This window comes from Pseudomonas sp. NPDC089395 (assembly GCF_044749525.1).
In the GTDB taxonomy this organism is placed as follows: Bacteria; Pseudomonadota; Gammaproteobacteria; order Pseudomonadales; family Pseudomonadaceae; genus Aquipseudomonas.
Window position 1 is genome coordinate 161,108 of the sequence record NZ_JBIVID010000004.1, and the last position, 23,262, is coordinate 184,369.

21 protein-coding genes are annotated in these 23,262 nt (G+C 62.8%); 11 read left to right on the forward strand and 10 right to left on the reverse strand.

The genetic code is table 11. The features are described from left to right. Nucleotides 1-3 precede the first annotated feature (3 nt). The 3 genes from ACIPZG_RS11490 to ycaC (ACIPZG_RS11500) form a co-directional block, all read right to left on the reverse strand. A complete protein-coding gene (locus tag ACIPZG_RS11490) occupies nt 4-288 on the reverse strand; it encodes a HigA family addiction module antitoxin (RefSeq protein WP_400713603.1) in 285 nt (94 codons plus the stop codon). 13 nt (nt 289-301) lie between these two features. Then, nucleotides 302-445 carry a type II toxin-antitoxin system RelE/ParE family toxin gene (locus ACIPZG_RS11495; protein ID WP_400713605.1) on the reverse strand — a complete coding sequence of 48 codons (144 nt, stop codon included), beginning with the start codon at nt 443-445 and terminating at the stop codon, nt 302-304. Nucleotides 446-744: 299 nt separating this feature from the next. Beyond that, complete coding sequence (gene ycaC, locus ACIPZG_RS11500; protein WP_400713608.1) at nt 745-1,374, reverse strand: isochorismate family cysteine hydrolase YcaC; 630 nt, start codon at nt 1,372-1,374, stop codon at nt 745-747. 133 nt (nt 1,375-1,507) lie between these two features. Between ycaC (ACIPZG_RS11500) and ACIPZG_RS11505 the strand changes: the two genes are divergently transcribed. Then, a complete protein-coding gene (locus tag ACIPZG_RS11505; protein ID WP_008090523.1) occupies nt 1,508-2,419 on the forward strand; it encodes a LysR substrate-binding domain-containing protein in 912 nt (303 codons plus the stop codon). Nucleotides 2,420-2,561: 142 nt separating this feature from the next. On the opposite strand, the gene ACIPZG_RS11510 is transcribed toward ACIPZG_RS11505, so the two are convergent. From ACIPZG_RS11510 to ycaC (ACIPZG_RS11520), 3 genes are all read right to left on the reverse strand, one after another. Then, on the reverse strand, nt 2,562-4,403 hold the full coding sequence (locus ACIPZG_RS11510; protein WP_400714081.1) for an amidohydrolase: 1,842 nt from the start codon (nt 4,401-4,403) through the stop codon (nt 2,562-2,564). 276 nt (nt 4,404-4,679) lie between these two features. After that, the gene (locus ACIPZG_RS11515) at nt 4,680-4,970 is read right to left on the reverse strand and encodes a hypothetical protein (protein ID WP_400713611.1); all 291 of its coding nucleotides are present in this window, start codon (nt 4,968-4,970) and stop codon (nt 4,680-4,682) included. Nucleotides 4,971-5,086: 116 nt separating this feature from the next. Continuing rightward, complete coding sequence (ycaC, locus tag ACIPZG_RS11520) at nt 5,087-5,716, reverse strand: isochorismate family cysteine hydrolase YcaC (protein ID WP_400713614.1); 630 nt, start codon at nt 5,714-5,716, stop codon at nt 5,087-5,089. Between the two features lie 352 nt (nt 5,717-6,068). Here ycaC (ACIPZG_RS11520) and ACIPZG_RS11525 point away from each other — a divergent pair, with 352 nt between their 5' ends. The 5 genes from ACIPZG_RS11525 (at nt 6,069) to ACIPZG_RS11545 (ending at nt 10,235) form a co-directional block, all read left to right on the forward strand. Beyond that, the gene (locus ACIPZG_RS11525; protein ID WP_400713617.1) at nt 6,069-6,860 is read left to right on the forward strand and encodes a transcriptional regulator; all 792 of its coding nucleotides are present in this window, start codon (nt 6,069-6,071) and stop codon (nt 6,858-6,860) included. Beyond that, the gene (locus tag ACIPZG_RS11530; protein WP_400713619.1) at nt 6,860-7,339 is read left to right on the forward strand and encodes a hypothetical protein; all 480 of its coding nucleotides are present in this window, start codon (nt 6,860-6,862) and stop codon (nt 7,337-7,339) included. Before ACIPZG_RS11525 ends, ACIPZG_RS11530 begins: the two co-directional genes overlap by 1 nt. Before the next feature lie 111 nt (nt 7,340-7,450). Beyond that, entirely contained in the window at nt 7,451-8,134 is a 684-nt protein-coding gene (locus tag ACIPZG_RS11535; RefSeq protein WP_400713621.1) for a DUF3313 domain-containing protein, read from the forward strand. 40 nt (nt 8,135-8,174) lie between these two features. After that, complete coding sequence (locus tag ACIPZG_RS11540; protein ID WP_008090508.1) at nt 8,175-8,675, forward strand: outer membrane beta-barrel protein; 501 nt, start codon at nt 8,175-8,177, stop codon at nt 8,673-8,675. A gap of 132 nt (nt 8,676-8,807) precedes the next feature. Next, nucleotides 8,808-10,235, forward strand: a complete 1,428-nt coding sequence (locus tag ACIPZG_RS11545) for a mechanosensitive ion channel domain-containing protein (RefSeq protein ID WP_400713623.1) — start codon at nt 8,808-8,810, stop codon at nt 10,233-10,235. Between the two features lie 95 nt (nt 10,236-10,330). On the opposite strand, the gene ACIPZG_RS11550 is transcribed toward ACIPZG_RS11545, so the two are convergent. Both ACIPZG_RS11550 and ACIPZG_RS11555 read right to left on the reverse strand, forming a co-directional pair. After that, nucleotides 10,331-11,617 (reverse strand): NAD(P)/FAD-dependent oxidoreductase, encoded by a 1,287-nt coding sequence (locus tag ACIPZG_RS11550; RefSeq protein ID WP_400713625.1) that lies wholly within the window; start codon nt 11,615-11,617, stop codon nt 10,331-10,333. Between the two features lie 167 nt (nt 11,618-11,784). Further along, nucleotides 11,785-13,275, reverse strand: coding sequence for an aldehyde dehydrogenase family protein (locus ACIPZG_RS11555; RefSeq protein WP_400713627.1), 1,491 nt, complete (start codon nt 13,273-13,275; stop codon nt 11,785-11,787). Between the two features lie 136 nt (nt 13,276-13,411). On the opposite strand from ACIPZG_RS11555, the gene ACIPZG_RS11560 reads away from it, so the two are divergent. Next, entirely contained in the window at nt 13,412-14,302 is an 891-nt protein-coding gene (locus tag ACIPZG_RS11560; RefSeq protein ID WP_400713629.1) for a LysR family transcriptional regulator, read from the forward strand. Between the two features lie 224 nt (nt 14,303-14,526). After that, nucleotides 14,527-15,921, forward strand: coding sequence for a VOC family protein (locus ACIPZG_RS11565; RefSeq protein ID WP_400713631.1), 1,395 nt, complete (start codon nt 14,527-14,529; stop codon nt 15,919-15,921). Between the two features lie 123 nt (nt 15,922-16,044). Here ACIPZG_RS11565 and ACIPZG_RS11570 read toward each other — a convergent pair whose 3' ends face one another. Next, nucleotides 16,045-16,971 carry a LysR substrate-binding domain-containing protein gene (locus ACIPZG_RS11570; RefSeq protein ID WP_400713634.1) on the reverse strand — a complete coding sequence of 309 codons (927 nt, stop codon included), beginning with the start codon at nt 16,969-16,971 and terminating at the stop codon, nt 16,045-16,047. A gap of 155 nt (nt 16,972-17,126) precedes the next feature. Here ACIPZG_RS11570 and ACIPZG_RS11575 point away from each other — a divergent pair, with 155 nt between their 5' ends. Beyond that, nucleotides 17,127-18,515 carry a NorM family multidrug efflux MATE transporter gene (locus tag ACIPZG_RS11575; RefSeq protein WP_400713637.1) on the forward strand — a complete coding sequence of 463 codons (1,389 nt, stop codon included), beginning with the start codon at nt 17,127-17,129 and terminating at the stop codon, nt 18,513-18,515. A gap of 118 nt (nt 18,516-18,633) precedes the next feature. On the opposite strand, the gene ACIPZG_RS11580 is transcribed toward ACIPZG_RS11575, so the two are convergent. Next, nucleotides 18,634-20,298: a putative bifunctional diguanylate cyclase/phosphodiesterase gene (locus ACIPZG_RS11580; protein ID WP_400713639.1), complete on the reverse strand. Its 1,665-nt coding sequence runs from the start codon at nt 20,296-20,298 to the stop codon at nt 18,634-18,636. A gap of 295 nt (nt 20,299-20,593) precedes the next feature. Here ACIPZG_RS11580 and rep point away from each other — a divergent pair, with 295 nt between their 5' ends. Together rep and ACIPZG_RS11590 are read left to right on the forward strand one after the other, a co-directional pair. Beyond that, nucleotides 20,594-22,603 carry a DNA helicase Rep gene (gene rep / locus ACIPZG_RS11585; protein ID WP_400713642.1) on the forward strand — a complete coding sequence of 670 codons (2,010 nt, stop codon included), beginning with the start codon at nt 20,594-20,596 and terminating at the stop codon, nt 22,601-22,603. 71 nt (nt 22,604-22,674) lie between these two features. Beyond that, nucleotides 22,675-23,247 (forward strand): xanthine phosphoribosyltransferase, encoded by a 573-nt coding sequence (locus ACIPZG_RS11590; protein ID WP_400713645.1) that lies wholly within the window; start codon nt 22,675-22,677, stop codon nt 23,245-23,247. Nucleotides 23,248-23,262: the final 15 nt, after the last annotated feature.

Consider the following 23,262-nt stretch of genomic DNA (forward strand, 5'->3'; position numbering starts at 1 on the left):
GCTTCAGGCAAACACCAGCCGCGCAATCTGAGGATGTTCGCGGTGAGCGGCCTGCCAGAGATCGTAAGCCGCCTGCTCGGCAAGGTACTGCCGAGCATCGCCGAGACCTGCCAGTTCAAGACGGTAAGCCAGGTCAGCGGATATGGCGGCACGACCATTGAGTACGGTGGAAAGCTGCCCCCGCGAATAGCCGAGGTGACGCGCCAGGCCCGAGACAGTCATGCTTATTGCAGGCAGAACGTCTTCGCGCAAAGACTCACCGGGATGGGGCGGATTGTACATAGGCATGGATTTCAGCGTCCTAGTGGTAGTCCAGATAATCGACAAGTTCCACGTCGGTACCAACGAAGCGGAACACCAGACGCCAGTTGCCCGACACGTTCACCGCCCAAAACCCATCCAGCTTGCCACGCAGCAAATGCAGGCGATATCCAGGGCGATCCATGTTTGAAGGCGCTTGCGCGACCTCGAGCCGGATTGACCAGTCTGTTCTCAGGGATTTGATTTTGCGCGGTGACGCCGTCCGCTATCAGCGTGGGATGATTCTTAAAGTTTTCAAGCAAGAGATTGATGCAGTCTGCCATGGCCCTATCGCTGGCAAGCCAGCTCCCACAGCTACTCCACTGCATTCGAAGCAGCGTCGTACCTGTGGGAGCCGGCTTGCCGGCGATAGGGCCGGTACAGGCAATGAAAAAGGCCGGCCCCCATTGGGAGCCGGCCTTTTCACTTACAACTACCGGACTATTACTGACCAGCAGTCAACGCGTTGTAGCTGGTGATCAGATTCCGATAATCCGGAATGTGGTTGGAGCAGAGCGCCGCCAGCCCCTCGACATCGTTGCGCCAGTCGCGGTGCAGCTCACAAGCCACGCCAAACCAAGTCATCATCTGCGCACCGGCCTGGCTCATGCGGTCATGGGCTGCGTCGCGGGTCATGGCGTTGAAGGTACCGGACGCATCGGCCACCACGAACACTTCGAACTCTTCTTCCAGCGCCGACAGCGCCGGGAACGCCACGCACACCTCGGTCACTACCCCGGCGATGATCAGCTGCTTCTTGCCAGTGGCCTTCACTGCCTTGACGAAGTCTTCGTTGTCCCAGGCGTTGATCTGGCCAGGGCGAGCGATGTACGGCGCATCCGGGAACAGCGCTTTCAACTCCGGCATCAGCGGGCCGTTCGGGCCTTGCTCGAAACTGGTGGTAAGGATGGTCGGCAGGTTGAAGAACTTGGCCAGGTCGGCCAGGGCCAGCACGTTGTTCTTGAACTTGTCCGGCTCGATGTCACGGACCAGGGACAGCAGGCCAGCCTGGTGGTCGACCAGCAGCACGGCGGCGTCGTCTTTGTTCAGGCGGTTGTATTTGAAGTTGCTCATGGTCGGTGCTCCTAAGGGTTTGGTTTCTTTCAGTAGTGAGTTGTTTCGCGTTGATGGAGAAAGATTAAAATCATCACCTTTGCTGCGGTAGACTGCGAAAATTGCCCTTAGCGTTCCATCTGGAGAACGATCATTGGAAGATTTGAACTCCCTGTACTACTTCACCCAGGTAGTCGAACATGGTGGCTTCGCCCCTGCCGGGCGGGCGCTGGACATGCCGAAGTCGAAGCTTAGCCGGCGTATCGCCGACCTGGAGGATCGTCTCGGCGTGCGGCTGCTGCACCGCACCAGCCGGCACTGCTCGTTGACCGAGATCGGCCAGGCCTACTACAACCGGTGCCTGGCCATGCGCGTGGAAGCCGAGGGGGCGGCGGAGATCATCGAGCGCAACCGCAGCGAACCCCGCGGCCTGGTGCGCATCAGCTGCCCGACCACCCTGCTCAACGCCTGGGTCGGGCCCATGCTGACCCGCTACATGCTCAAGTACCCGCAGGTGGAGCTGTTCATCGAGAGCACCAACCGCCGCGTCGACCTGCTGCATGAAGGCTTCGACCTGGCGCTGCGCGTGCGCTTCCCGCCGCTGGAGAACACCGACATGGTGATGAAGGTGCTGAGCAACAGCACCCAGTGCCTGGTGGGGCACCCGCAGTATCTGGAGCAGTTGCCGGCAGGCTTCGACCCGCAGCTGCTCGGCACCCTGCCCAGCGTTCATTGGGGCGGCGCCCAGCGCGAATACCAGTGGGAGTTGTTCCAGGGCGAGGCTACCGGCCACAGCCTGGTGATCCCGCATACGCCGCGCATGGTCACCGATGACCTGTTCGCGCTGCGTCACTTCGTGGTGGCGGGTGTCGGCATCGCGCATTTGCCAAGGGTCGCGGTGCGCGAGGATCTGGCGCAGGGCCGGCTGGTGGAATTGCTGCCGGGCTGGCACCCGCGCTGTGGCATCGTTCATGCGATTTTCCCGTCGCGGCGTGGGTTGCTGCCGTCCGTGCGTTCGCTGATCGATCATCTGGCCGAGGAGTTCGCTGTCAGCGACATGGCGTGAGCCAGTACTGGCCCCATCGCCGGCAAGCCAGCTCCCACAGGTTCACCGCAGGGTCAGGTTTTTCTGTGGGAGCCGGCTTGCCGGCGATGGGGCCACAACAGACAACAAAAAGGGGCCTTGAGGGCCCCTTCTTCACCTCACCTCAAAACGCAAAGCACGAACAGCCCAACGCCCCCCAGAAGCCCTGGAAGTCATTCACCGGCACTGTCGAATGCCGCGCCTTCTCATGGCTATGTGCATGCACCCCACAAGGCCCGGCACACTGGTGCGCCATCGCTGCCAACGACGGCGTGCCCACGCGCCAGTGCCCCGGCACCTTGGCCACCGGCGACCACTCCGGCAGCACCGGCACCTGTGGCGGCCCGAGCTTGTCGAACTCGGCGGCGCCATACACGACCTTGCCATCGACAAGGGTCAGCACCGACTCGATGCCCTTGATCGCCTCTTCCTCGACGCTGAAGAAGTCCAGCGACAGCGCCGCCAGGTCCGCCAGCTGGCCGACCTTGATCTGACCTTTCTTGCCCTGCTCGCTGGAAAACCAGGCGCTGCCCTGAGTGAACAGTTGCAGGGCGGTATCGCGGCTCAAGCCCTCCGGGTACAGCGCCATGCCGCCAACGGTCTTGCCGCTGACCAACCAGTACAGCGAGGTCCACGGGTTGTAGCTGGATACGCGTGTCGCATCGGTACCCGCCCCCACCGGCACGCCCATGTCGAGCATGCGCTTGATCGGCGGGGTGTGCTCGGCGGCCTTGGCGCCGTAGCGGTCGACGAAGTACTCACCCTGGAACGCCATGCGGTCCTGGATGGCGATACCGCCGCCCAGTGCGCGCACGCGCTCGATGTTCTGCGGGGTAATGGTCTCGGCATGGTCGAAGAACCATGGCAGGCCATTGAACGGGATGTCGCGGTTGACCTTCTCGAACACGTCGAGCATGCGCGAAATCGATTCGTTGTAGGTAGCGTGCAGGCGGAACGGCCAGCGCTGCTCGACCAGATGGCGCACCACCGGCTCCAGCTCTTGTTCCATGGTCTGCGGCAGGTCCGGCCGCGGTTCGAGGAAGTCCTCGAAGTCGGCCGCCGAGAACACCAGCATTTCGCCGGCGCCGTTATGGCGGAGGAAATCGTTGCCGGCGTGCAGCTTGACGCTGGACGTCCAGTTCTTGAAGTCGGCCAGTTCTTCCTTGGGCTTCTGGGTGAACAGGTTGTAGGCAATGCGCACGGTCAGCTGGCCTTGGTCTGCCAGTTCCTGGATCACCTGGTAGTCGTCAGGGTAGTTCTGGTAACCGCCGCCGGCATCGATGGCGCTGGTCAGGCCCAGGCGGTTGAGTTCGCGCATGAACTGGCGGGTCGAGTTGACCTGGTATTCCAGCGGCAGCTTCGGCCCCTTGGCCAGCGTCGCATAGAGAATCATCGCGTTGGGGCGGGCGATGAGCATGCCGGTCGGGTTGCCGAACTTGTCGCGCTGGATCTCGCCGCCCGGCGGGTTGGGCGTGTCCTTGCTGTAGCCCACGGCCTTGAGCGCGGCGCGGTTGAGCAGCGCACGGTCGTACAAGTGCAGCAGGAACACCGGGGTATCGGGCGCTGCCTGGTTGATTTCTTCCAGGGTGGGCATGCGTTTTTCAGCGAACTGGAACTCGTTCCAGCCACCGACCACGCGCACCCACTGCGGGGTAGGCGTTCGCGCCGCCTGGTCCTTGAGCATGCGCAGGGCGTCGGCCACCGACGGCACGCCTTCCCAGCGCAGCTCCAGGTTGTAGTTCAGGCCACCGCGGATCAGGTGCAGGTGCGAGTCGTTCAGGCCCGGAATCACCGTGCGCTGCCGGAGGTCGATGATCTGCGTCGCGGCGCCCTTGTGGGCCATGGCCTCGGCGTCGTTGCCCACGGCAATGAAGCGGCCGTCCTTGATGGCGACGGCAGTGGCCGTGGGCTTTTCACGGTCGACGGTGTGCAGCTTGCCGTTGAACAGAATCAGGTCTGCGGTCATGGATCCTCCTTGGGTGGTGGCTTGGGCGAAACCGGCGGCGCCGGCGAAGGGCAATGCGGACCAGAGCGCGCCGGCGGCGCCGAGCACGGTGCTGGCGGCGAGGAACTGGCGACGGCTGTTGTCGTTGGGGTCCTGGGACATGGTCTTCTCCGTCTGGGTGCAGCGGCGCAGGCGCTACTGCAGAGCATGCCGGTTCAAGCATGGTGTTGGGTTGATTTGCGGTGGGGCGGTTGAAGCCTAGCAACACACAGCAGTCGTGCTGCCATGAACGGTGGCTCAGCTGCGCAGCCAGTTGGCGCAGCGGCGGGTTACCCACGGCATGATGAAGAACACCACGGGCAGGATGACGAACAGGTTGACGATCAGGTTGCTGGTGATCGTTCCGCCGATTGGCGGGAAGCGCACGAACAGCGGTGCCAACAGGTGCGGGATGATCAGGGTCATCGGGCAGATCACCAGGTAGGTCAGCACGGCCTGTTTCCAGCGCGGTGGCTGCGAATTGGCGCGAACCTTGTGCTGGATGACCTGGTTCACCACGTTACGGTCGTCATGGAATGCAGTGTTCATCGGCGTTCCTTGGGATGAGCGTGCCCGCATCCACCGTGCAACGGCGGACGGGCCCAGGTGTGGATAAGTGTGCTGCGCCTGGCGGGCACCGACGGTCGGTGCCCTGGCGTTTCGGCTTACTTGCCGGCGTTGAAGGCGTTGAAGCTGGTGATCAGATTACGGTAGTCCGGAATGTGATTGGAGCACAGCGCCGCCAGCCCCTCGACGTCGTTGCGCCAGTCACGGTGCAGCTCACAGGCCACGCCGAACCAGGTCATCATCTGCGCACCGGCCTGGCTCATGCGGTCATGGGCCGCGTCGCGGGTCATGGCGTTGAAGGTGCCGGACGCATCAGCCACCACGAACACTTCGAACTCTTCTTCCAGCGCCGACAGGGCCGGGAACGCTACACAGACTTCCGTCACCACACCGGCAATGATCAGCTGCTTCTTGCCGGTGGCCTTCACTGCCTTGACGAAGTCTTCGTTGTCCCAGGCGTTGATCTGGCCAGGACGAGCGATGTACGGCGCATCCGGGAACAGCGCTTTCAACTCCGGCATCAGCGGGCCGTTCGGGCCTTGCTCGAAGCTGGTGGTAAGGATGGTCGGCAGGTTGAAGAACTTGGCCAGGTCGGCCAGGGCCAGCACGTTGTTCTTGAATGCGTCCGGCTCGATGTCACGGACCAGAGACAGCAAGCCTGCCTGGTGGTCGACCAGCAGCACAGCGGCGTCGTCTTTGTTCAGGCGGTTGTATTTGAACGAGGTCATGGGCGCAGCTCCTAAAGGGGTGACTCAATGTGTGTGGGGTGTTTCCCGTTGATGGACACACATTAAAATCATCACCTTTGGAGCGGTAGATGGCGAAATTCGACTCTAGCGTTCTATTTTCTGAACGATCGCCGAGCGCTGACCGGACAAAGGCGCTTCGTACTCGAAGGGGGCGCCTTTCGCGCCGTAGTGCGAAATATTCACGAGCCGACAATATATTTCAACTTTGAAATAATTGAGCCCCAATAGTTTATTAATTCAACCAACCCAATACAAGTACGCTTCGTCGAGTTGCACCATTAGTTATCCTCCCTATAATGGCCCGCTATTTTCACAACGCGCGAAGTGTTTCATGAGCTACTATTTTCGATTAAAAAATAGCGCCCTTGTGGAGTTCGATCCTGACCGCTACACGCTACTCATAAACCACTCAGATAGCCCGCCAGAAGAAATAACCCTGGCCCGAGCGGACGCCCGGATACTCGAACTGCTGCTGCTTGAACCTGGGGCCGTTTGCTCGCGCGAGGCCATCATGGCATTCGCCTGGGATGACCGGGTCGTCTCGGCAGGCAGCCTCAATCAGTCCATCTTCATGCTCAGGAACATCCTTGGCGATAACAAGGATCACGACCTGCTGATCACTGTGCCGCGACGCGGCTATCGCTTCAACAGCGATCAACTGGCCTCGCCCGCCGAAGAGACAGGGCCGTCAGCCGAGCAGTCGAGCGCTGAACCCCCCTCGAACACATCCGTCGAAATTGGCCAGCCAGCTGACAAGCAACGCCTGGGCAAATGGGTTCGAATAGGCTATCTGGCAGCAGCGGCGTTTGCAGGCTTTACCGTATGGCAATTGTATGCCGCGCATGAACTGCCTCATGACGTGGAAGTCGCCTCGATCAAACAAGGTGAATTATCAATCACTGCTGTTGGTAAAAGCAAACAAGAAGTAGACGCACTCAAGGCCGATGTTTTGAGTTCGGGTATTTGGTCACATCAGTTACAAGGCGAGGTGTTTGTCAGCCGTACCGGCTCGCGCACCAATCTGTCCTGTATTCAGAAATCCGGGAAGGCCTACAACGTGGAGTTTGCCTTTAGCGAGGCGCGGCTCATCAGCATGTTTGGCAAGTGTCTAGGAGGTGAATGATGAGCCATCATCACGCGGCATGGCGACATGCACTCATTATCACGGTGATCGTTGCGGCCTGCCTGGCGGCATTGTTCATGACCCGATCCGTGCCCTACGAAAACAGTCAGCCCTATCGATCCCAAGGCCATCACTTTATGGGTGGCGACATACTGGACTTCAAGGAAAGGCTGACGATCAGCGAACCCAGTGCAGTCCTCAGCATGCTTGAGCGCCTGGGTGACAAGGAACGGCATATTGCCGTGGGCGCGTCACTGGTTGAAGCCTCACGCTGGCGAATAAAGATCAAGGTCGAAGATATTCAAGCCAGCAGCGAGGAGCAGCTGTTCGACGTCAGTCGCCATTCGGATCTGCTTTTTTCCCGCCAGTATTTCCGCCTGGGCTCCATCTTGAACCTGGTGGTGGTACCCACCCGCGGTGACGCGCTGTGCTACTACATCCTTGAGGTTGATCGCCTGCGCTGCATGAACCACCGGTGATCTGCGGCAGCCGCCAAGCACAAATGACAATTTTTGATTCCTGTTTTCTTCACCCGCAGCGCAAGTTGGGGAGACGCCAGTCACCTCAACGTGACGTCTACAGGAATCATCATGCCGTTCAAACTGCTCGCTGCTTTTTTACTCTCGCTAACGTTGGTCGGCTGCTCGATGGCACCCAGCATCGACACCGAGCTAACGACAACGGAACAAGCCAGCACTTCACTGCAGGTCATCGAACACGATGACAAGGCAGTCGCCTGGAAATCGTCCGCTGCACCGTTTTCTGCAAAGCATGACAAGGTCGTGTTCATCAATTTGCCGAAAACCTTTTCGCTCGACAGTGACGATCCACGACTGGCCAAGTTCGAAGGCGATGCCAACCAGTTGCGCTCGCACTTCCGTCGTCAGCTGGAACAGCAACTCACCGGCGCCGGTTATCGCGTAGTAGACAAGCCCACGGCCAAGGCCCTCACGCTCAACGTTTCGATTGCCAATATCAAACGCGCACCGCGTGATCCCAATGTCACCGAATACATTCCCATCGGGATGTTGATCGGCCTCTCCCTGCATGCCACCGGGGTTCGCGATGAAACCCTGTATCTGTTCTTCCAGAGCGAAGTCAGCGACAGCCTGACAGGCGAGATGCTTGGCCGTGCCCTGGACCGCGCAGACGGCAGGAACATCGAGCAATCCGCGGCGCCGGTCGTCGACGACATCTATCCCGCCCTGGATAGCGCTGCGCAGCAGATTCGGGAACGCCTGGACCGGGAGTTCCAGCCTAAGAAACCGGCCTGACCTGGCCCTCTCCTCATTACTCAAAGCCAATGGATGACTGATGAAATTCGCAAAACCGCTTCTTGCTGCCCTGTGCATGTTCAGCACTTTCAACGCCTTCGCCGATGACCGTGGTTTCTACGTGGGCGGTGGTGTGACCAAGGTCGAAATCGATGAGCACCAAATCAGCGATGACGACAATGCCTACAAAGCGTTTGTCGGCTACCGCCTGAACCCTTACCTGTCCTTCGAAGGCGCTTGGGTCGACCTGGGCCACTTCGGCGGCGACGAAGGTAACTTCGATGGCCACTCGGTACAGGCCGCCGCTCACCTGGGCATGCCGATCGGTAAACGTGTGCGCGTGTTTGGCAGCATGGGTGTGCATGCCTGGGATGCCGACCACGATATCGCTGGCGACAGCAGCGACCTGGACATGACCTACGGGCTGGGTGTCGAGGTCGACATTCTGCGCAACCTGGGCGTGCGCCTGGAGCAGGAAGTCCTCAAAGTGGGTGACATCGATCTGGACCAGACCAGCGCCAGCGTCTACTTCATGTTCTGATGCCCCTGCGGCTCCTGTTTGCGCAGCGAGCCGCTTCCCCCCGCCTCACCCTCTGCGCGTCACACGCCAAGCCAGTAGTAATTGCAGCGAACCTGCTCTTTACTAGCTACAGCCCACCGTGACGAGACGCGCATGTTCGCACTCCTCCAGCACTCCCCCTTGCTGATCGGCACCTGCCTGATCCTGCTCGACCTGATCCTCTGGCAACTCATCCCGGTCCAGCGCCGGGCTTGGCGTATCGGCGCGCGGGTTGCGTGCTTCCTGCTGTTCAGTTGGGTACTGATTGCCGCCGGCATGAGCCCATTGCAACCACCGCCATGGCCCGACGATGTGTCACGCAACCTGATGGCCACCGTGCTGGCGATCGGCTGGTGGCTGTTTGGCGCACGCACGGTGACGGTGGTCTTCGGCCTGCTGCTGGGCGCACGTGGCAGTCATGGCGGGAGGCTGTTACAGGATGTGCTGGGGGCGTTGATCTTCCTGGCCGCGGTGGTAGCTGCCGCAGGCTACGTGATGCAACTGCCGGTCAAGGGCCTGCTGGCCACCTCCGGGGTGATGGCCATCGTCATCGGCCTGGCACTGCAAAGCACCCTGGCCGACGTGTTCAGCGGCATCGTGCTGAACACCACGCGGCCGTACCAGATCGGCGACTCGATCTCCATCGACGGCACCGAAGGCAAGGTGCTGGACATCGACTGGCGCGCCACGCGCCTGCTCACGGGCAGTGGCAGCCTGGCGGTGATCCCCAACTCGGTGGCGGCCAAGGCCCGGTTGCTCAACCACAGCCGCCCGGCCGACGTGCACGGGGTATCGATCAGCGTGGTGGTGCCGGCCAAGGTCCGCCCCAGGCGGGTATTCGATGCGCTGGAAAAAGCCTTGCAGGGCACCAGCGCGATTCTTGCCACACCCAAGCCCAAGGTCACGGTCAAGACCTCGACACTGGAGTCGGTGGAGTACGAAGCCAGCGGCTTCGTCGCCGACATGGGCGCCAAGGGTGAAACGCGCAACCAGTTGTTCGACCTGGCCCATCGGCACCTTGAGGCCAGCGGCGTGATGTGGAACGTCGATCTGGCCCTGCCGCCACGCAGCCGTCAGCGCGAAGTGCTGGATGAGGTGCGGGTGTTCCGCTCGCTGACCGAGCAGGAGCGAGACGCGTTGAGCCAGCGCATGACGGCCGTGGAGTACTTGGCCGACCAGGTGATCCTGGGCGTTGGCGAGCAGTCCGACCACTTGCTGGTGATCGGCAGTGGCGTGGTGTCGGCCTCGGTGCGTGATGGCGACAAGCTGCTGGAAGCGGGCCGCATGGGGCCGGGCGAGGTGCTGGGGATCGAGGGCATCCTCGACGAGGATGATTCGTTCGCCGAGTTCCGCACGCTGACGGGATGCGTGCTGTACCGCATTGAAAAGGAACAGGTGCGCAGTTGCCTGGTGCAACGGGGCGAGGTGCAGGCGGCGCTGAACAAGTTGCAGCGGTTCAGGCGCCAGAGCCGGGAGTCACTGTTGCTGCAGAAGCCGACCGCGATCAAGAAAGGCGGCTTCCTCAGCTGGTTGCACAAGTAGCTTCAGTGTCTGGACTGGCCCTATCGCCGGCAAGCCGGCTCCCGCAAGGACCGCACCGAACTTGGGAGCCGGCTTGCCGGCGATAGGACCCGCGGTTACAGCACAACCCTCAGGCATTGCCCCGCGTGGTACAGCGAGAACCCGGACTCATAGAACGCAGTACGCAACGAAGGTGCGCTGACGCCCGTCATCGGCGAGAACGGAATCGGCAGGCTGTCCGCCTCCCCCTTGAGCAGGAACTCGGCAAAGGCGCGCCCGATCACCGTGCCCGTGGTGTTGCCTCGCCCGTTATAGCCAGTCACGGCCACCAGGCCCGGCGCCGGTTCGAACAGGCGCATCAGGTGGTCAGGGGTGAAGTCGATGCAACCGGTCCAGTGCATCTCCCACTCGACCTTGCCCAGCTCCGGGTAGTAATGGCTCTGGATACGATCAGCCCAGCTGCGCACGAACCACGCCGGCTTGTTGTCGACCCGGCCAAGGCTGCCAAGCAACAGGCGACCCTGGTCGTCGCGCCGAATGCTGCTGAGCACCGTGCGGGTATCCCACGAGCCCTGCCCGTGCGGCAGCACCTTGTCGGCGGCCGCGCCGTGCAACGGCTTGGAGGCCACCTGGTAGTAGTAGCCACGGAAGAACTGCTTCTGCAGGTTGCTCCAGTCGCCTTCGGTATAGGCACCGGTGGAGATCACCACCTTGTCGGCGCGCACCGAACCGCGTGCGGTCTTCACCCGCCAGGCGTCGCCGTCGCGCTCAAGGCCCTCGACGGAAGACTGCTGGAACAGCTTGCCACCCAGGCGAGCCACGGCTGAGGCCAGGCCCTGGGTGTAACCCATGGGGTTGATGGTGCCAGCGCGGCGGTCGAGCAGCGCGGCGGAAATCTTGTCGGTACCGCAGTATTCCTGGCATTGGGCGCCGGTCAGCAGCTCGACGTCGGCACCGCGGCGGCGCCACTGTTCATGGCGGGCTTCGAGGTCGGCAATGCCGGTGGCGTTGTGCGCCATGTGCAGGGTGCCTTTGTGCTGAGCCTGGCAGTCGATGCCCAGACGCTCGATCATGGCGAAGACTTCGCCCGGAGCATCGCCAAGCACTTTGTTCAGGCGACTGCCCTGCTTCTGGCCCAAGGTCGCCTCGACGTCGTCGGGGCGGATCCAGGTGCCGGCGTTGACCAGGCCGACGTTGCGTCCGGAGCCGCCGTGGCCGATTTGCCAAGCCTCCAGCAGAATCACCGACTTGCCCTGTTCGAGCAGGTGGATGGCCGCCGACAGGCCGGTAATGCCGCCGCCGATGACACAGACATCGGCCTTGTGCTCACCGGCCAGGGCCTGGGTGGCAACGGTTGGTTGGCTGACGAATTCCCACAAGCATTGTTGACGCAGTTCGGACATGGCCCGGCTCCAGCGATATTGTTCTTGTTGCGGTTGGCGCGGCGCTGCCGCCCATTCGCGGGACAAGCCCGCTCCCACAGGGACCACACAAACCTGAAGGGCAGTGGAGATCCTGTGGGAGCGGGCTTGCCCCGCGAACCGGGGGCAGAGCCCCCGGCCATGCATCATCAGTCGAACACGATACCCTGCGCCAGCGGCAGCTCGCGCGAGTAGTTCACGGTGTTGGTCTGGCGACGCATGTAGCCTTTCCAGGCATCCGAACCGGATTCACGACCACCGCCGGTTTCCTTCTCGCCACCGAATGCACCGCCGATTTCGGCGCCGCTGGTGCCGATGTTGACGTTGGCGATGCCGCAGTCGCTGCCCGAAGCGCTCTGGAAGCGTTCCGCTTCGCGCAGGTCGGTGGTGAAGATGCACGACGACAGGCCTTGCGGCACTTCATTGTTCAGGCGCAGCGCTTCTTCGAAGTCGTCGTAGGCCAGCACGTAGAGGATCGGCGCGAAGGTTTCGTGACGAACCACGTCGCTTTGCGCGGGCATCTCGGCGATGGCCGGCGACACGTAGAAGGCGTTCGGGTACTGGTCAGCCAACTGACGCTCGCCACCGAATACCTGGCCGCCTTCGTCGCGAGCCTTGGCCAGGGCGCCCTGCATGGCGTCGAACGATTGCTTGTCGATCAGCGGGCCGACCAGGTTGTCCTTGCGTGGGTCGCCGATGCGCACCTTGGCGTAGGCGGCTTTCACGCGGGCAACCACTTCGTCCTTGATCGAACGGTGCACGATCAAACGGCGCAGGGTGGTGCAGCGTTGGCCGGCGGTGCCAACGGCGGAGAACAGGATGCCGCGAACGGCCAGGTCCAGGTCGGCACTCGGGGCCAGGATCATGGCGTTGTTGCCGCCCAGTTCGAGGATGCTGCGGCCGAAGCGGGCTGCCACGCGTGGGCCTACTTCACGGCCCATGCGGGTGCTGCCGGTGGCGCTGACCAGCGGCACGCGCGGGTCGTCGACCATCGCCTCACCGGCTTCGCGGCCGCCGATCACCAGCTGCGCCAGGCCTGCAGGGGCATCGCCGAAGGCTTTCAGGGCTTTTTCGAACAGGGCCTGGCAAGCCAGGGCGGTCAGCGGGGTCTTCTCCGATGGCTTCCACACCACCGAGTTGCCAGCCACCAGGGCCAGGGCGGTGTTCCACGCCCATACGGCTACCGGGAAGTTGAAGGCGCTGATCACGCCGACCACGCCCAGCGGGTGCCAGGTTTCACGCATGTGGTGGCCTGGGCGCTCGGAGGCGATGGTCAGGCCGTACAACTGGCGCGACAGGCCGACGGCGAAGTCGCAGATGTCGATCATTTCCTGCACTTCGCCCAGGCCTTCCTGGGTGATCTTGCCGGCTTCGATGGAAACCAGCTCGCCGAGGTCGGCCTTGTGCTCACGCAGCACTTCGCCGAACAGACGTACCAGCTCGCCACGGCGCGGAGCCGGCACACTGCGCCAGGCTTCGAACGCGCTTTGGGCCTGATCGATGCGGGCGGTGGTCTCGGCCTTGCCGAGCAGTTTCACCGAGGCGATCTGGCTGCCGTCGATCGGCGTGTGAACAGGGTAGTCGCCCTGGGTGTAAGCCGTGGCGGCAACGCCAAGGCGCTCGAGCAATCCAGCAACCATTTGTGCTTCTCCTACATCGGGTGATGGGGTGGAAAAATGATGTGGATCAGTATTAATCCGATCACACCAGTGCAACAAACGACCTTTATTCCGCATATCATTCCGTCAGGTAATGATTCGAGCCACAGAGACCGCTATGTCCAAACGCCTGGTGCCCTCCATGACCGCCCTGCAGTGTTTCGAAGCTGCAGCCCGTCACCTGAGCTTTACCCGCGCCGCCGAAGAACTGCACCTGACCCAGAGCGCGGTCAGCAAGCAGGTGGCGCAGCTTGAAGACATGCTGCGCCACCACCTGTTCCTGCGCATCCGCCGGCGCCTGCAGCTGACGCCGGCGGGCAGCCTGTACCTGGCCGAGGTCAACAAGATCCTGACCCAGGTGGACATGTCCAGCCGCTACGTGCTGACCTACGGTGAGCAGACCGAGATATTGAAGGTAGCCACTCAGCCGAGTTTTGGCGTGCGCTGGTTGATCCCGCACCTCAAGGGCTTTGGCAAGCGCCACACGAACATTCACCTGGACATCCGCAACGAGATGGAGCCATTTGCCCTGCTGCAGGGCTCGGCGGATGTGGTGTTCTTCTATGGGCAGGGCACCTGGCCGGGGGCGACCTGCCTTGAGCTGTTCCGCGAAGAGGTGGTGCCGGTGTGCGCGCCGGAGCTGCTGGCCGGGCGTGAGCTCAAGGATGCCGGGGAGCTGGCTGAGCTGGTGCTGTTGCAAAGCACTTCGCGGCCTGAGGCCTGGCATGAGTGGTTCCTGGAGTTGGACTTGCACAGCGTCAGTGCTTACCACGGGCCGCGGTTCGATACGTTCTACATGGCCTTGAGCGCGGCGCAAGCTGGCTGTGGGGTGGCTTTGGTGCCGCGTTATCTGGTGGCCAAGGAGCTGGCCGAAGGAAGCTTGGTCATTCCTTGGAATCATGCGATGAACAGTGCTGGGGCGCATTACCTGGCGTATGCCGAGCATGCGGCGGAGGTGCCCAAGGTGCGGGCGTTGGTGGGGTGGATTCGCGAGCAGCTTGAGGCTTGAGGGTGCTGGGGCCGCTTTGCGGCCCTTTCGCGACACAAGGCCGCTCCTACAAGGGAGCGCGGCGTCTGTAGGAGCGGCCTTGTGTCGCGAAAGGGCTGCGCAGCAGCCCCAATGGCCTCAGAGGTCGATCAAAAAAGGAATGACAGACCCACTTTTTTTCGCTTGTGGCCATAGTGCATTCCCCGCTTTCATGTAAGCGTCCGAACCCAACCAGGAAGCTAGCGATGCCCGCCCACGATTTCGTCAGCCCCGACAGCATCCGCGCGCAGTTCTCTGCCGCCATGTCGCTCATGTACAAACAGGAAGTGCCGCTGTACGGCACGCTGCTGGAGCTGGTGAGCGAAATCAACCAGCAGGTCATGGCCCAGCAGCCCCAGGTGGCCGAGGCGCTGCGCTGGACCGGCGAAGTCGAGCGGCTCGACCAGGAGCGCCATGGCGCCATCCGCGTCGGCACCGCCGAGGAGCTGGCCACCATCGCCCGCCTGTTCGCGGTCATGGGCATGCAGCCGGTCGGCTACTACGACCTCAGCTCCGCCGGCGTCCCGGTGCACTCCACGGCCTTCCGCGCCGTGCATGAACAGTCATTGCATGTCAGCCCGTTTCGCGTGTTCACCTCGCTGCTGCGCCTGGAGCTGATCGACAACCCGCCACTTCGCGAGCTGGCGCACGCCATCCTGGCCAAGCGCAAGATCTTCACTGCCCGCGCCCTCGAACTGATTGCCCAGTGCGAACGCGACGGTGGCTTGAACGCCACAGATGCCGAGGCTTTCGTACAGGAAGCCCTGCACACCTTCCGTTGGCACCATGACGCCACCGTCACTGCCGAGCAGTACCAGCAACTGCACGACCAGCACCGCCTGATCGCCGACGTAGTGGCGTTCAAAGGCCCGCACATCAACCACCTGACCCCACGCACCCTGGATATCGACGCGATCCAGCTCGGCATGCCGGCCAAGGGCATCCCGCCCAAGGCCGTGGTCGAAGGGCCGCCCACCCGGCGTCATCCCATCCTGTTGCGCCAGACCAGCTTCAAGGCGCTGCAGGAAAAGGTCGCCTTCAGTGACCAGCACGGCAGCGAGGGCAGCCATACCGCGCGCTTCGGTGAAATCGAGCAGCGTGGCGCCGCCCTGACACCCAAAGGCCGCCAGCTGTATGACCGCCTGCTCGATGCCACCCGCGCAGCCCTCGGCGGCGCCCCGGCCGAGGCCAATGCCGAGCGTTACATGGCGCTGCTGCAGGAACACTTTGCCGAATTCCCGGATGACCTGGCGCAGATGCGTGAACAGGGCCTGGCCTACTTCCGTTACTTCGCCACCGAGCAGGGGCGGGCTGCACGTGACCAACAGGACCGCCCGACCACCCTGGAAGGCTTGATCGCCGCTGGCCATGTGCACTTCGAAGCACTGGTGTACGAAGACTTCCTGCCGGTGAGCGCGGCGGGCATCTTCCAGTCCAACCTGGGTGACGATGCCCAGGCGGAATATGGCAGCAACGCCAACCGCGACGCGTTCGAGGCGGCCTTGGGGCTGCAGGTGCAGGATGAGCTGGCGCTTTATGCGCAGAGCGAGCGGCGGTCGTTGCAGGCGTGTGCGCAGGCGTTGAACCTGGGGGCGATGTAAGGCTCAGGGTTGCCGGGGGCGCTTTGCGCCCCATTCGCGGGGCAAGCCCGCTCCCACAATGGTCCTGGCCACATCTATCATTGTGGGAGCGGGCTTGTCCCGCGAAGAGGCCCACACAGACAGTCAAAGCGCTGGCAGAATCTGCACATCCGGCAGGTTCATCGCCGCCGCCTCTTCCTGCAGAAACGCACTCAACCGCCGCAACCGCTCCCCACCCGGCCGGGTCCGCGGCCACACCAGGTAGTAATCCATGCCGCTGGGCACCGCCGTCGGCCAGGGCAGGCTCAAGCGCCCTTGGGCCACATCTTCGGCAACCATCAGCAGGTCGCCCATGGAAATCCCGTAACCACGGGCCGCCGCGATCATCCCCAATTCCAAGGTGTCGAACACCTGCCCCCCCTTGAGCGAAACCTTATCGGTCAGGCCCATCCGTTCCAGCCATTCGCGCCAGTCACGCTTGTCTGGGGTCGGGTGCAACAGCTCGATGCCGGCCAACCGACGTTCGTCCCACGGGCCATCCTTGAGCAGGTCAGGCGCCCCTACCGGGATCAACAGTTCGGAAAACAACCGGCGCACTTCCCAATCCGGCGGAAACACGCCGTCACTGAGCAGCACCGCGCAATCGAACGGCTCCTGGTTGAAATCCACATGGTCGACGTCCATCCAGGCGCTGGTCAGTTGCACTTCATTGCCCGGCTGCAAGTGCCGGAACTGGCTCAGGCGCGCCAGCAACCAACGCATGGTCAAGGTCGAAGGCGCCTTCATGCGCAGGATGTCATCTTCACCGCGCAAGGTATCGCAGGCGCGCTCCAGGGCAGCGAAGCCCTCACGTACGCCGGGCAACAACACCCGCGCGGCTTCGGTCAGCTGCAGGCTGCGACCGCTGCGCACGAACAGGCGGCAGGCGAAATGGTCTTCGAGGGTACGGATATGCCGGCTGACCGCGCTCTGGGTGATCGACAGCTCGGCACCGGCACGGGTGAACGAGCTCAGCCGAGCGGCGGCCTCGAATGCACGTAGCGCATAGAGCGGCGGGAGCTGACGGGACATGGGGCACCTGGCATACGGGGGCAAGGAAGGAATGCCCAAAATCATATATGCATGAGTCCAACTCATGCCAACTATCGCTTTTATCCTTTTGTGCAAAGTTGACCAAAGCCTCAGAATCCACCCTCGCTCACCGAGTCAGGCACAAGGACACCCCAATGCACGTCGCGCCCACCACAGAACTCAAGGCTTTGCTGCGCCTGGCCGGGCCGCTGATCGCCTCGCAGTTGGCGCACATGCTGATGGTGCTAACCGACACCCTGATGATGGCCCGCATCAGCCCGCAAGCCCTGGCCGGTGGTGGCCTTGGCGCGGCCGGCTATTCGTTCGTGTCGATCTTCTGCCTGGGTGTGATCGCCGCAGTCGGTACGCTGGTGGCAATCCGCAAGGGTGCCAATGACATCGAAGGTGCCACCCGCCTGGCGCAGAACGGCCTGTGGCTGGCCTGGGGCTTGGCCTTGGTGGCAGCCCTGGTGCTGTGGAACCTGGAACCGGTGTTGCTGCTGTTCGGCCAACAGCCGGACAACGTCGCCGCCGCGGCCGAATTCCTCACCCTGCTGCCGCTGGCCCTGCCCGGCTACCTGACCTTCATGGCCCTGCGTGGTTTCACCAGTGCCCTGGGCCGCTCGACGCCGGTGATGATCATCAGCCTGGTCGGCACGGTGCTCAACTACCTGTTCAACCATGCGCTGATCGAAGGCATGTTCGGCCTGCCCAAACTCGGCCTGATGGGCATCGGCATGGTCACGGCGGTGGTGTCGATGGGCATGGCCATCGCCCTGGCGCTGTACATCCGCTGGCACTCGGCCTATGACGCCTACCCGCTGCGCAAGGGCCTGTCGCGCCCTTCCCTGCCGGCCTTGCGCGAGCTGTGGCGGCTGGGCCTGCCGATTGGTGGCACCTACATGGTGGAAGTCGGCCTGTTCGCCTTTGCCGCCCTGTGCATGGGCGTGCTTGGCAGCACCGAGCTGGGGGCTCACCAGATCGCCCTGCAGATCGTCTCCACCGCCTTCATGGTACCGACCGGCCTTTCGTATGCGGTGACCATGCGGGTGGGGCTGTACTTCGGCGCCGGCAACCTGCTGGCGGCGCGCAGCGCCGGGCGGGTGGGGATCGGCTTCGGCGCGAGCATCATGTTCGGCTTCGCTGCCTTGTTCTGGCTGCTGCCGGAGGCGCTGGTGGGGTTGTTCATCGACCGCCACGACCCGGCGTTCGCGGCTATCTTCCAGCTGGCGGTGCAGTTGCTGATGGTGGCGGCCTGGTTCGAGCTGTTCGATGGCGTGCAGACCATCGCCATGGGCTCGATCCGTGGGCTGAAAGATGCCAAGACCACGTTCCTGATCGGGTTGTGCTGTTACTGGCTGGTCGGGGCGCCGAGTGCCTGGCTGTTCACCTTTACCCTGGGGGGCGGTGCTGTCGGCGTTTGGTGGGGGCTGGCGTTGGGGCTGGCGTGTGCGTCGGTGGCGCTGACCCTGGGCTTCGAATGGCGGATGAAGCGGATGCTGGGCAAGGCGGGGTTGACTGGGAAAGTGGCGGCGTCTGCATGATTGCCGGGGCTGCTTTGCAGCCCTTTCGCGACACAAGGCCGCTCCTACAGAGGTTTCGCGTCCACCTGTAGGAGCGGCCTTGTGTCGCGAAAGGAGGGCGAAGCCCTCCCCTGCATTTCTAAACGCTAACCAACTGTGGCCTGGCAATCTCCAGGAGATACTCCACCAGCTCCCCCACCGGCAGCGGCTTGCTGACCAGGAACCCTTGCACCTGATCACAGCCAAAGCCGCGCAGCAAAGCCAGTTGCTCCGGGCTCTCCACACCTTCGGCCACCACCTCCAGGTTGAGGTTGTGCGCCAGGTTGATCATGGCATGCACCAGCTTGCGGTTCTCCTCGCGCATCTCCATTTCGGCGACGAAGCTGCGGTCTACCTTGAGCAAGGTGATCGGCAAGCTGTTCAGGTGCACGAACGAGGAGAACCCGGTACCGAAGTCGTCCAGCGAGAAGCGCACACCCAGGCGCCCCAAGGCATCCATGGTCTGGCGCACCAGCTCGTTGCGGCGCATCACCGCCGTTTCGGTCAGTTCGAATTCCAGCCAGCGGGCATCGACACCGTGCTCGATGATCAGCCGGCTCAGGGTCGCCAGCAACTGGCTGTCCTGGAACTGACGGAAGCTCAAGTTCACCGCCATGTGCAAGGGCGCCAGACCGCTCTCGCGCAGGGCCTGCATGTCGCGCAGGGCCCGCGAGATGACCCAGTAGCCCAGCGGCACGATCAACCCACTCTGTTCGGCCAGCGGTACGAATTCACTCGGCGGAAGCAGGCCGCGCTCGGCATGGCGCCAGCGCACCAGAGCCTCCAGGCCGACAATGCGCCCGTCGGCCAGGTTCAGCCGCGGCTGGTAGTGCAGCTCCAGTTCATCGCGGCGCAAGGCGCGGCGCAGTTCGCTTTCCAGATCCGCCAGGCTGCGGGCGTTACGGTTGATCCGCTCGTTGAAGACATGGAAGGTGCAGCCCTGGCTGCTCTTGGCCTGGCGCATGGCAATGTGCGCATGCCACATCAGCGGGTCGGCGCCGCCTTGGGCGCGGGCATGGGCAATGCCCAGGCTGCAGCCGAGAAGCAGGCTTTCGCCGTCGATCCAGTAAGGCTCGGCCAAGGCCTCGACGATCCGATCGGCGATCCACTCGGCACGGTTGGCATCACGACGGGTGTCGATCAACAACGCGAATTCATCGCTGCCCAGGCGCGCCAGCTGATCGCCAGCTTCCAGCTGCTGCTTGAGCCGCGACACCACCTGCAGGATCAGGCGGTCGCCGCCCTGGTGGCCGAGTGCATCGTTGACGTGGCGGAAGTTGTCCAGGTCCAAGTGGCCAAGCGCAATACCGCGGCCTTCGTTCTCGGCCAGGCGCGCGGTCAGCAGGGCCTGAAAGCCCTGGCGGTTGGCGATGCCGGTGAGAGGATCTTGTTCGGCCAGGCGCTGCAGGGTGTCGACCAGCACACCGCGCTCACGCACATGGCGCAGGGAACGGCGCAGGGCGTCGCTATTGAGCTGGTCAAGCACCAACCAGTCGCTGACCCCGGTAGGCGGTAGCACAGGCTCATGGTCGAGCAGCAGGATGGTCGGCAAGTCGCAACGGCCCGGCGCCGGCTGCAAGGCCGGTGTCGCCAGGATCACGGCCTGGCGGTCATTGCTGAACAGGCTATCGACCGCTGCCCAGTTCGGCGCGGTCAGCAATACCGCCAGGTCGCCCAGCGGCAGCAGGCACTCGCGCAACAAGGCTGCCCATTCCGGCTCATCAGCCAACAACAGCAAACGCAGAGGTTCGACAGGCGTGGACAAGCGGGCTCCTTAGGGCAGGGTCGGTGACACGGGGGAGGTCGGGTATGCTACTGCATAAATGAAAATGATTTTCACTTTTAGACAGATCCCTTGCCCAAGCGCACCGACGCATTTCGACGTGCATCCTGCGCGAAAGTCGCTCTTCCAGCAAATCCGATTTTTTCCATGAATAGCATTAGTTTGACTAATGATATGCGTGCAGAAAACGTTGACTCAGACGTCAGACGGTCGCGCCACAACCGCCCCATGCCTGTTAGAATGCGCGGCTATTTTCTGGCGACCCCCGGTTTCTAGCATGTCCCGACTCAATCCCAGGCAACAGGAAGCCCGTGACTACGTCGGCGGCCCTCTTTTGGTGCTCGCCGGTGCAGGCTCCGGCAAGACCAGCGTAATCACGCGAAAGATTGCCCACCTCATCCAGAACTGCGGCATCCGCGCCCAGTACATCGTGGCGATGACCTTCACCAACAAGGCCGCGCGCGAGATGAAAGAGCGGGTCGGCACCCTGCTGCGCCCGGGCGAAGGCCGTGGCCTGACGGTGTGCACCTTCCACAACCTGGGCCTGAACATCATCCGCAAGGAGCACGACAAGCTGGGCTACAAGCCAGGCTTCTCGATCTTCGACGAGTCCGACATCAAGGCGCTGCTGTCGGACATCATGCAGAAGGAATACTCCGGCGACGACGGCATCGACGAGATCAAGAACATGATCGGTGCCTGGAAGAACGACCTGATTCTTCCCCCCGAGGCCCTGGAAAAAGCGCGCAACCCGCGCGAGCAGACCGCCGCCATCGTCTACACCCACTACCAGCGCACGCTCAAGGCGTTCAACGCGGTGGACTTCGACGACCTGATCCTGCAGCCGGTCAAGCTGTTCCAGGAGCACCCCGAAGTGCTCGAACGCTGGCAGAACCGCGTGCGCTACCTGCTGGTGGACGAATACCAGGACACCAACGCCAGCCAGTACCTGCTGGTGAAGATGCTGATCGGCATGCGCAACCAGTTCACCGTGGTAGGCGACGACGACCAGTCGATCTACGCCTGGCGGGGCGCCCGCCCAGAGAACCTGATGCTGCTCAAGGAGGACTACCCCTCCCTGAAGATCGTCATGCTCGAGCAGAACTACCGCTCGACCAGCCGCATCCTGCGCTGCGCCAACGTGCTGATCGCCAACAACCCGCACGCGTTCGAGAAGCAGCTGTGGAGCGAGATGGGCGTGGGCGACGAGATCCGCGTGATCCGCTGCAAGAACGAGGAAGCCGAGGCCGAACGCGTGGCCATGGAAATCCTCACCCTGCACCTGCGCACCAACCGCCCGTACAGCGACTTCGCCATCCTCTACCGGGGCAACTACCAGGCCAAGCTGATCGAATTGAAGCTGCAGCACCACCAGGTGCCCTATCGCCTGTCGGGCGGCAATAGCTTCTTCGGCCGCCAGGAGGTCAAGGACCTGATGGCCTACCTGCGCCTGCTGGTCAACCCGGACGACGACAACGCCTACCTGCGGGTCATCAACGTGCCGCGCCGCGAGATCGGCTCGACCACCCTGGAAAAGCTCGGCAACTACTCCACCGAGCGCGGCATCTCGATGTACGCCGCCAGCGAGGAGCTGGGCCTGGGCGAACACCTGGACGCCCGCTACACCGAGCGCCTGCAGCGCTTCAAGCACTGGCTCGACGGGGTCCGCCACAAGGTCGCCCTGGAAGACCCGATCGCCGCGCTGCACGAGATGATCCGCGACATCGACTACGAGAACTGGATCCGCCAGCAGACCGCCAGCGACAAGGCGGCGGAGTTTCGCATCAGCAACGTCTGGTTCCTGGTCGAAGCACTGAAGAACACCCTCGAGAAGGACGAAGAGGGTGACATGACCATCGAGGACGCCATCGGCAAGCTGGTGTTGCGTGACATGCTCGAGCGTCAGCAGGAAGAGGAAGAAAACGCCGAGGGCGTGCAGATGATGACCTTGCACGCGTCCAAGGGCCTGGAATTCCCTTATGTATTCATCATGGGCATGGAGGAGGAAATCCTCCCCCACCGCTCGAGTATCGAAGCCGATACCATCGAAGAGGAACGCCGCCTGGCCTACGTGGGCATCACCCGCGCGCGCCAGACCCTGGCCTTCACCTTCGCTGCCAAGCGCAAGCAGTACGGCGAAATCATCGACTGCACGCCCAGCCGGTTCCTTGACGAACTGCCGCCGGACGACCTGGCCTGGGAAGGCCTGGACGATGCGCCCGTGGAAGTGAAAGCCGCGCGCGGCAACAACGCCTTGGCCGATATCCGGGCAATGCTCAAACGCTGATCAACCATTACTCTTTAACTTTGCCGCTACCTCCGGGACGCGGCCACCTTTGCTACATCGAGGAAACAACAGTGGAAGCACTGCAGCAGAAGATTCGCGAAGAAGGCATCGTGCTTTCCGATCAGGTTCTCAAAGTCGACGCGTTTCTCAACCACCAGATCGACCCGGCGCTGATGCAGCTGATCGGTGACGAATTCGCCCGCCTGTTCGCCGACGCCGGCGTGACCAAGATTGTCACCATCGAAGCTTCGGGCATCGCCCCGGCAGTGATGACCGGCCTGAAGCTGGGCGTACCGGTGATCTTCGCGCGCAAGCACCAGTCGCTGACCCTGACCGAGAACCTGCTGACTGCCACGGTGTATTCCTTCACCAAGCAGACCGAGAACACCGTGGCCATCTCGCCGCGTCACCTCAACAGCAGCGACCGCGTGCTGGTGATCGACGACTTCCTGGCCAATGGCAAGGCGTCGCAAGCGCTGATCTCGATCATCAAGCAGGCCGGCGCCACCGTGGCCGGCCTGGGTATCGTCATCGAAAAGTCGTTCCAGGGCGGCCGTGCCGAGCTGGACAGCCAGGGCTACCGCGTTGAATCGCTGGCCCGGGTGAAGTCGCTGGAAGGTGGCGTGGTCACTTTCAACGAGTAACCGCGGCGCCTGCTT

What these genes read in the sequence shown, in the direction of transcription:
- ACIPZG_RS11510 (WP_400714081.1), bottom strand. Translation starts at nt 4,403, where the DNA reads ATGACCGCAGACCTGATTCTGTTCAACGGCAAGCTGCACACCGTCGAC.
- ACIPZG_RS11555 (WP_400713627.1), bottom strand. Translation starts at nt 13,275, where the DNA reads ATGGTTGCTGGATTGCTCGAGCGCCTTGGCGTTGCCGCCACGGCTTAC.
- ACIPZG_RS11525 (WP_400713617.1), top strand. Translation starts at nt 6,069, where the DNA reads ATGAGCTACTATTTTCGATTAAAAAATAGCGCCCTTGTGGAGTTCGAT.
- ACIPZG_RS11490 (WP_400713603.1), bottom strand. Translation starts at nt 288, where the DNA reads ATGCCTATGTACAATCCGCCCCATCCCGGTGAGTCTTTGCGCGAAGAC.
- ACIPZG_RS11575 (WP_400713637.1), top strand. Translation starts at nt 17,127, where the DNA reads ATGCACGTCGCGCCCACCACAGAACTCAAGGCTTTGCTGCGCCTGGCC.
- ACIPZG_RS11550 (WP_400713625.1), bottom strand. Translation starts at nt 11,617, where the DNA reads ATGTCCGAACTGCGTCAACAATGCTTGTGGGAATTCGTCAGCCAACCA.
- ACIPZG_RS11545 (WP_400713623.1), top strand. Translation starts at nt 8,808, where the DNA reads ATGTTCGCACTCCTCCAGCACTCCCCCTTGCTGATCGGCACCTGCCTG.
- ACIPZG_RS11540 (WP_008090508.1), top strand. Translation starts at nt 8,175, where the DNA reads ATGAAATTCGCAAAACCGCTTCTTGCTGCCCTGTGCATGTTCAGCACT.
- ycaC (WP_400713608.1), bottom strand. Translation starts at nt 1,374, where the DNA reads ATGAGCAACTTCAAATACAACCGCCTGAACAAAGACGACGCCGCCGTG.
- ycaC (WP_400713614.1), bottom strand. Translation starts at nt 5,716, where the DNA reads ATGACCTCGTTCAAATACAACCGCCTGAACAAAGACGACGCCGCTGTG.
- ACIPZG_RS11530 (WP_400713619.1), top strand. Translation starts at nt 6,860, where the DNA reads ATGAGCCATCATCACGCGGCATGGCGACATGCACTCATTATCACGGTG.
- ACIPZG_RS11570 (WP_400713634.1), bottom strand. Translation starts at nt 16,971, where the DNA reads ATGTCCCGTCAGCTCCCGCCGCTCTATGCGCTACGTGCATTCGAGGCC.
- ACIPZG_RS11515 (WP_400713611.1), bottom strand. Translation starts at nt 4,970, where the DNA reads ATGAACACTGCATTCCATGACGACCGTAACGTGGTGAACCAGGTCATC.
- rep (WP_400713642.1), top strand. Translation starts at nt 20,594, where the DNA reads ATGTCCCGACTCAATCCCAGGCAACAGGAAGCCCGTGACTACGTCGGC.
- ACIPZG_RS11565 (WP_400713631.1), top strand. Translation starts at nt 14,527, where the DNA reads ATGCCCGCCCACGATTTCGTCAGCCCCGACAGCATCCGCGCGCAGTTC.
- ACIPZG_RS11495 (WP_400713605.1), bottom strand. Translation starts at nt 445, where the DNA reads ATGGATCGCCCTGGATATCGCCTGCATTTGCTGCGTGGCAAGCTGGAT.
- ACIPZG_RS11560 (WP_400713629.1), top strand. Translation starts at nt 13,412, where the DNA reads ATGTCCAAACGCCTGGTGCCCTCCATGACCGCCCTGCAGTGTTTCGAA.
- ACIPZG_RS11535 (WP_400713621.1), top strand. Translation starts at nt 7,451, where the DNA reads ATGCCGTTCAAACTGCTCGCTGCTTTTTTACTCTCGCTAACGTTGGTC.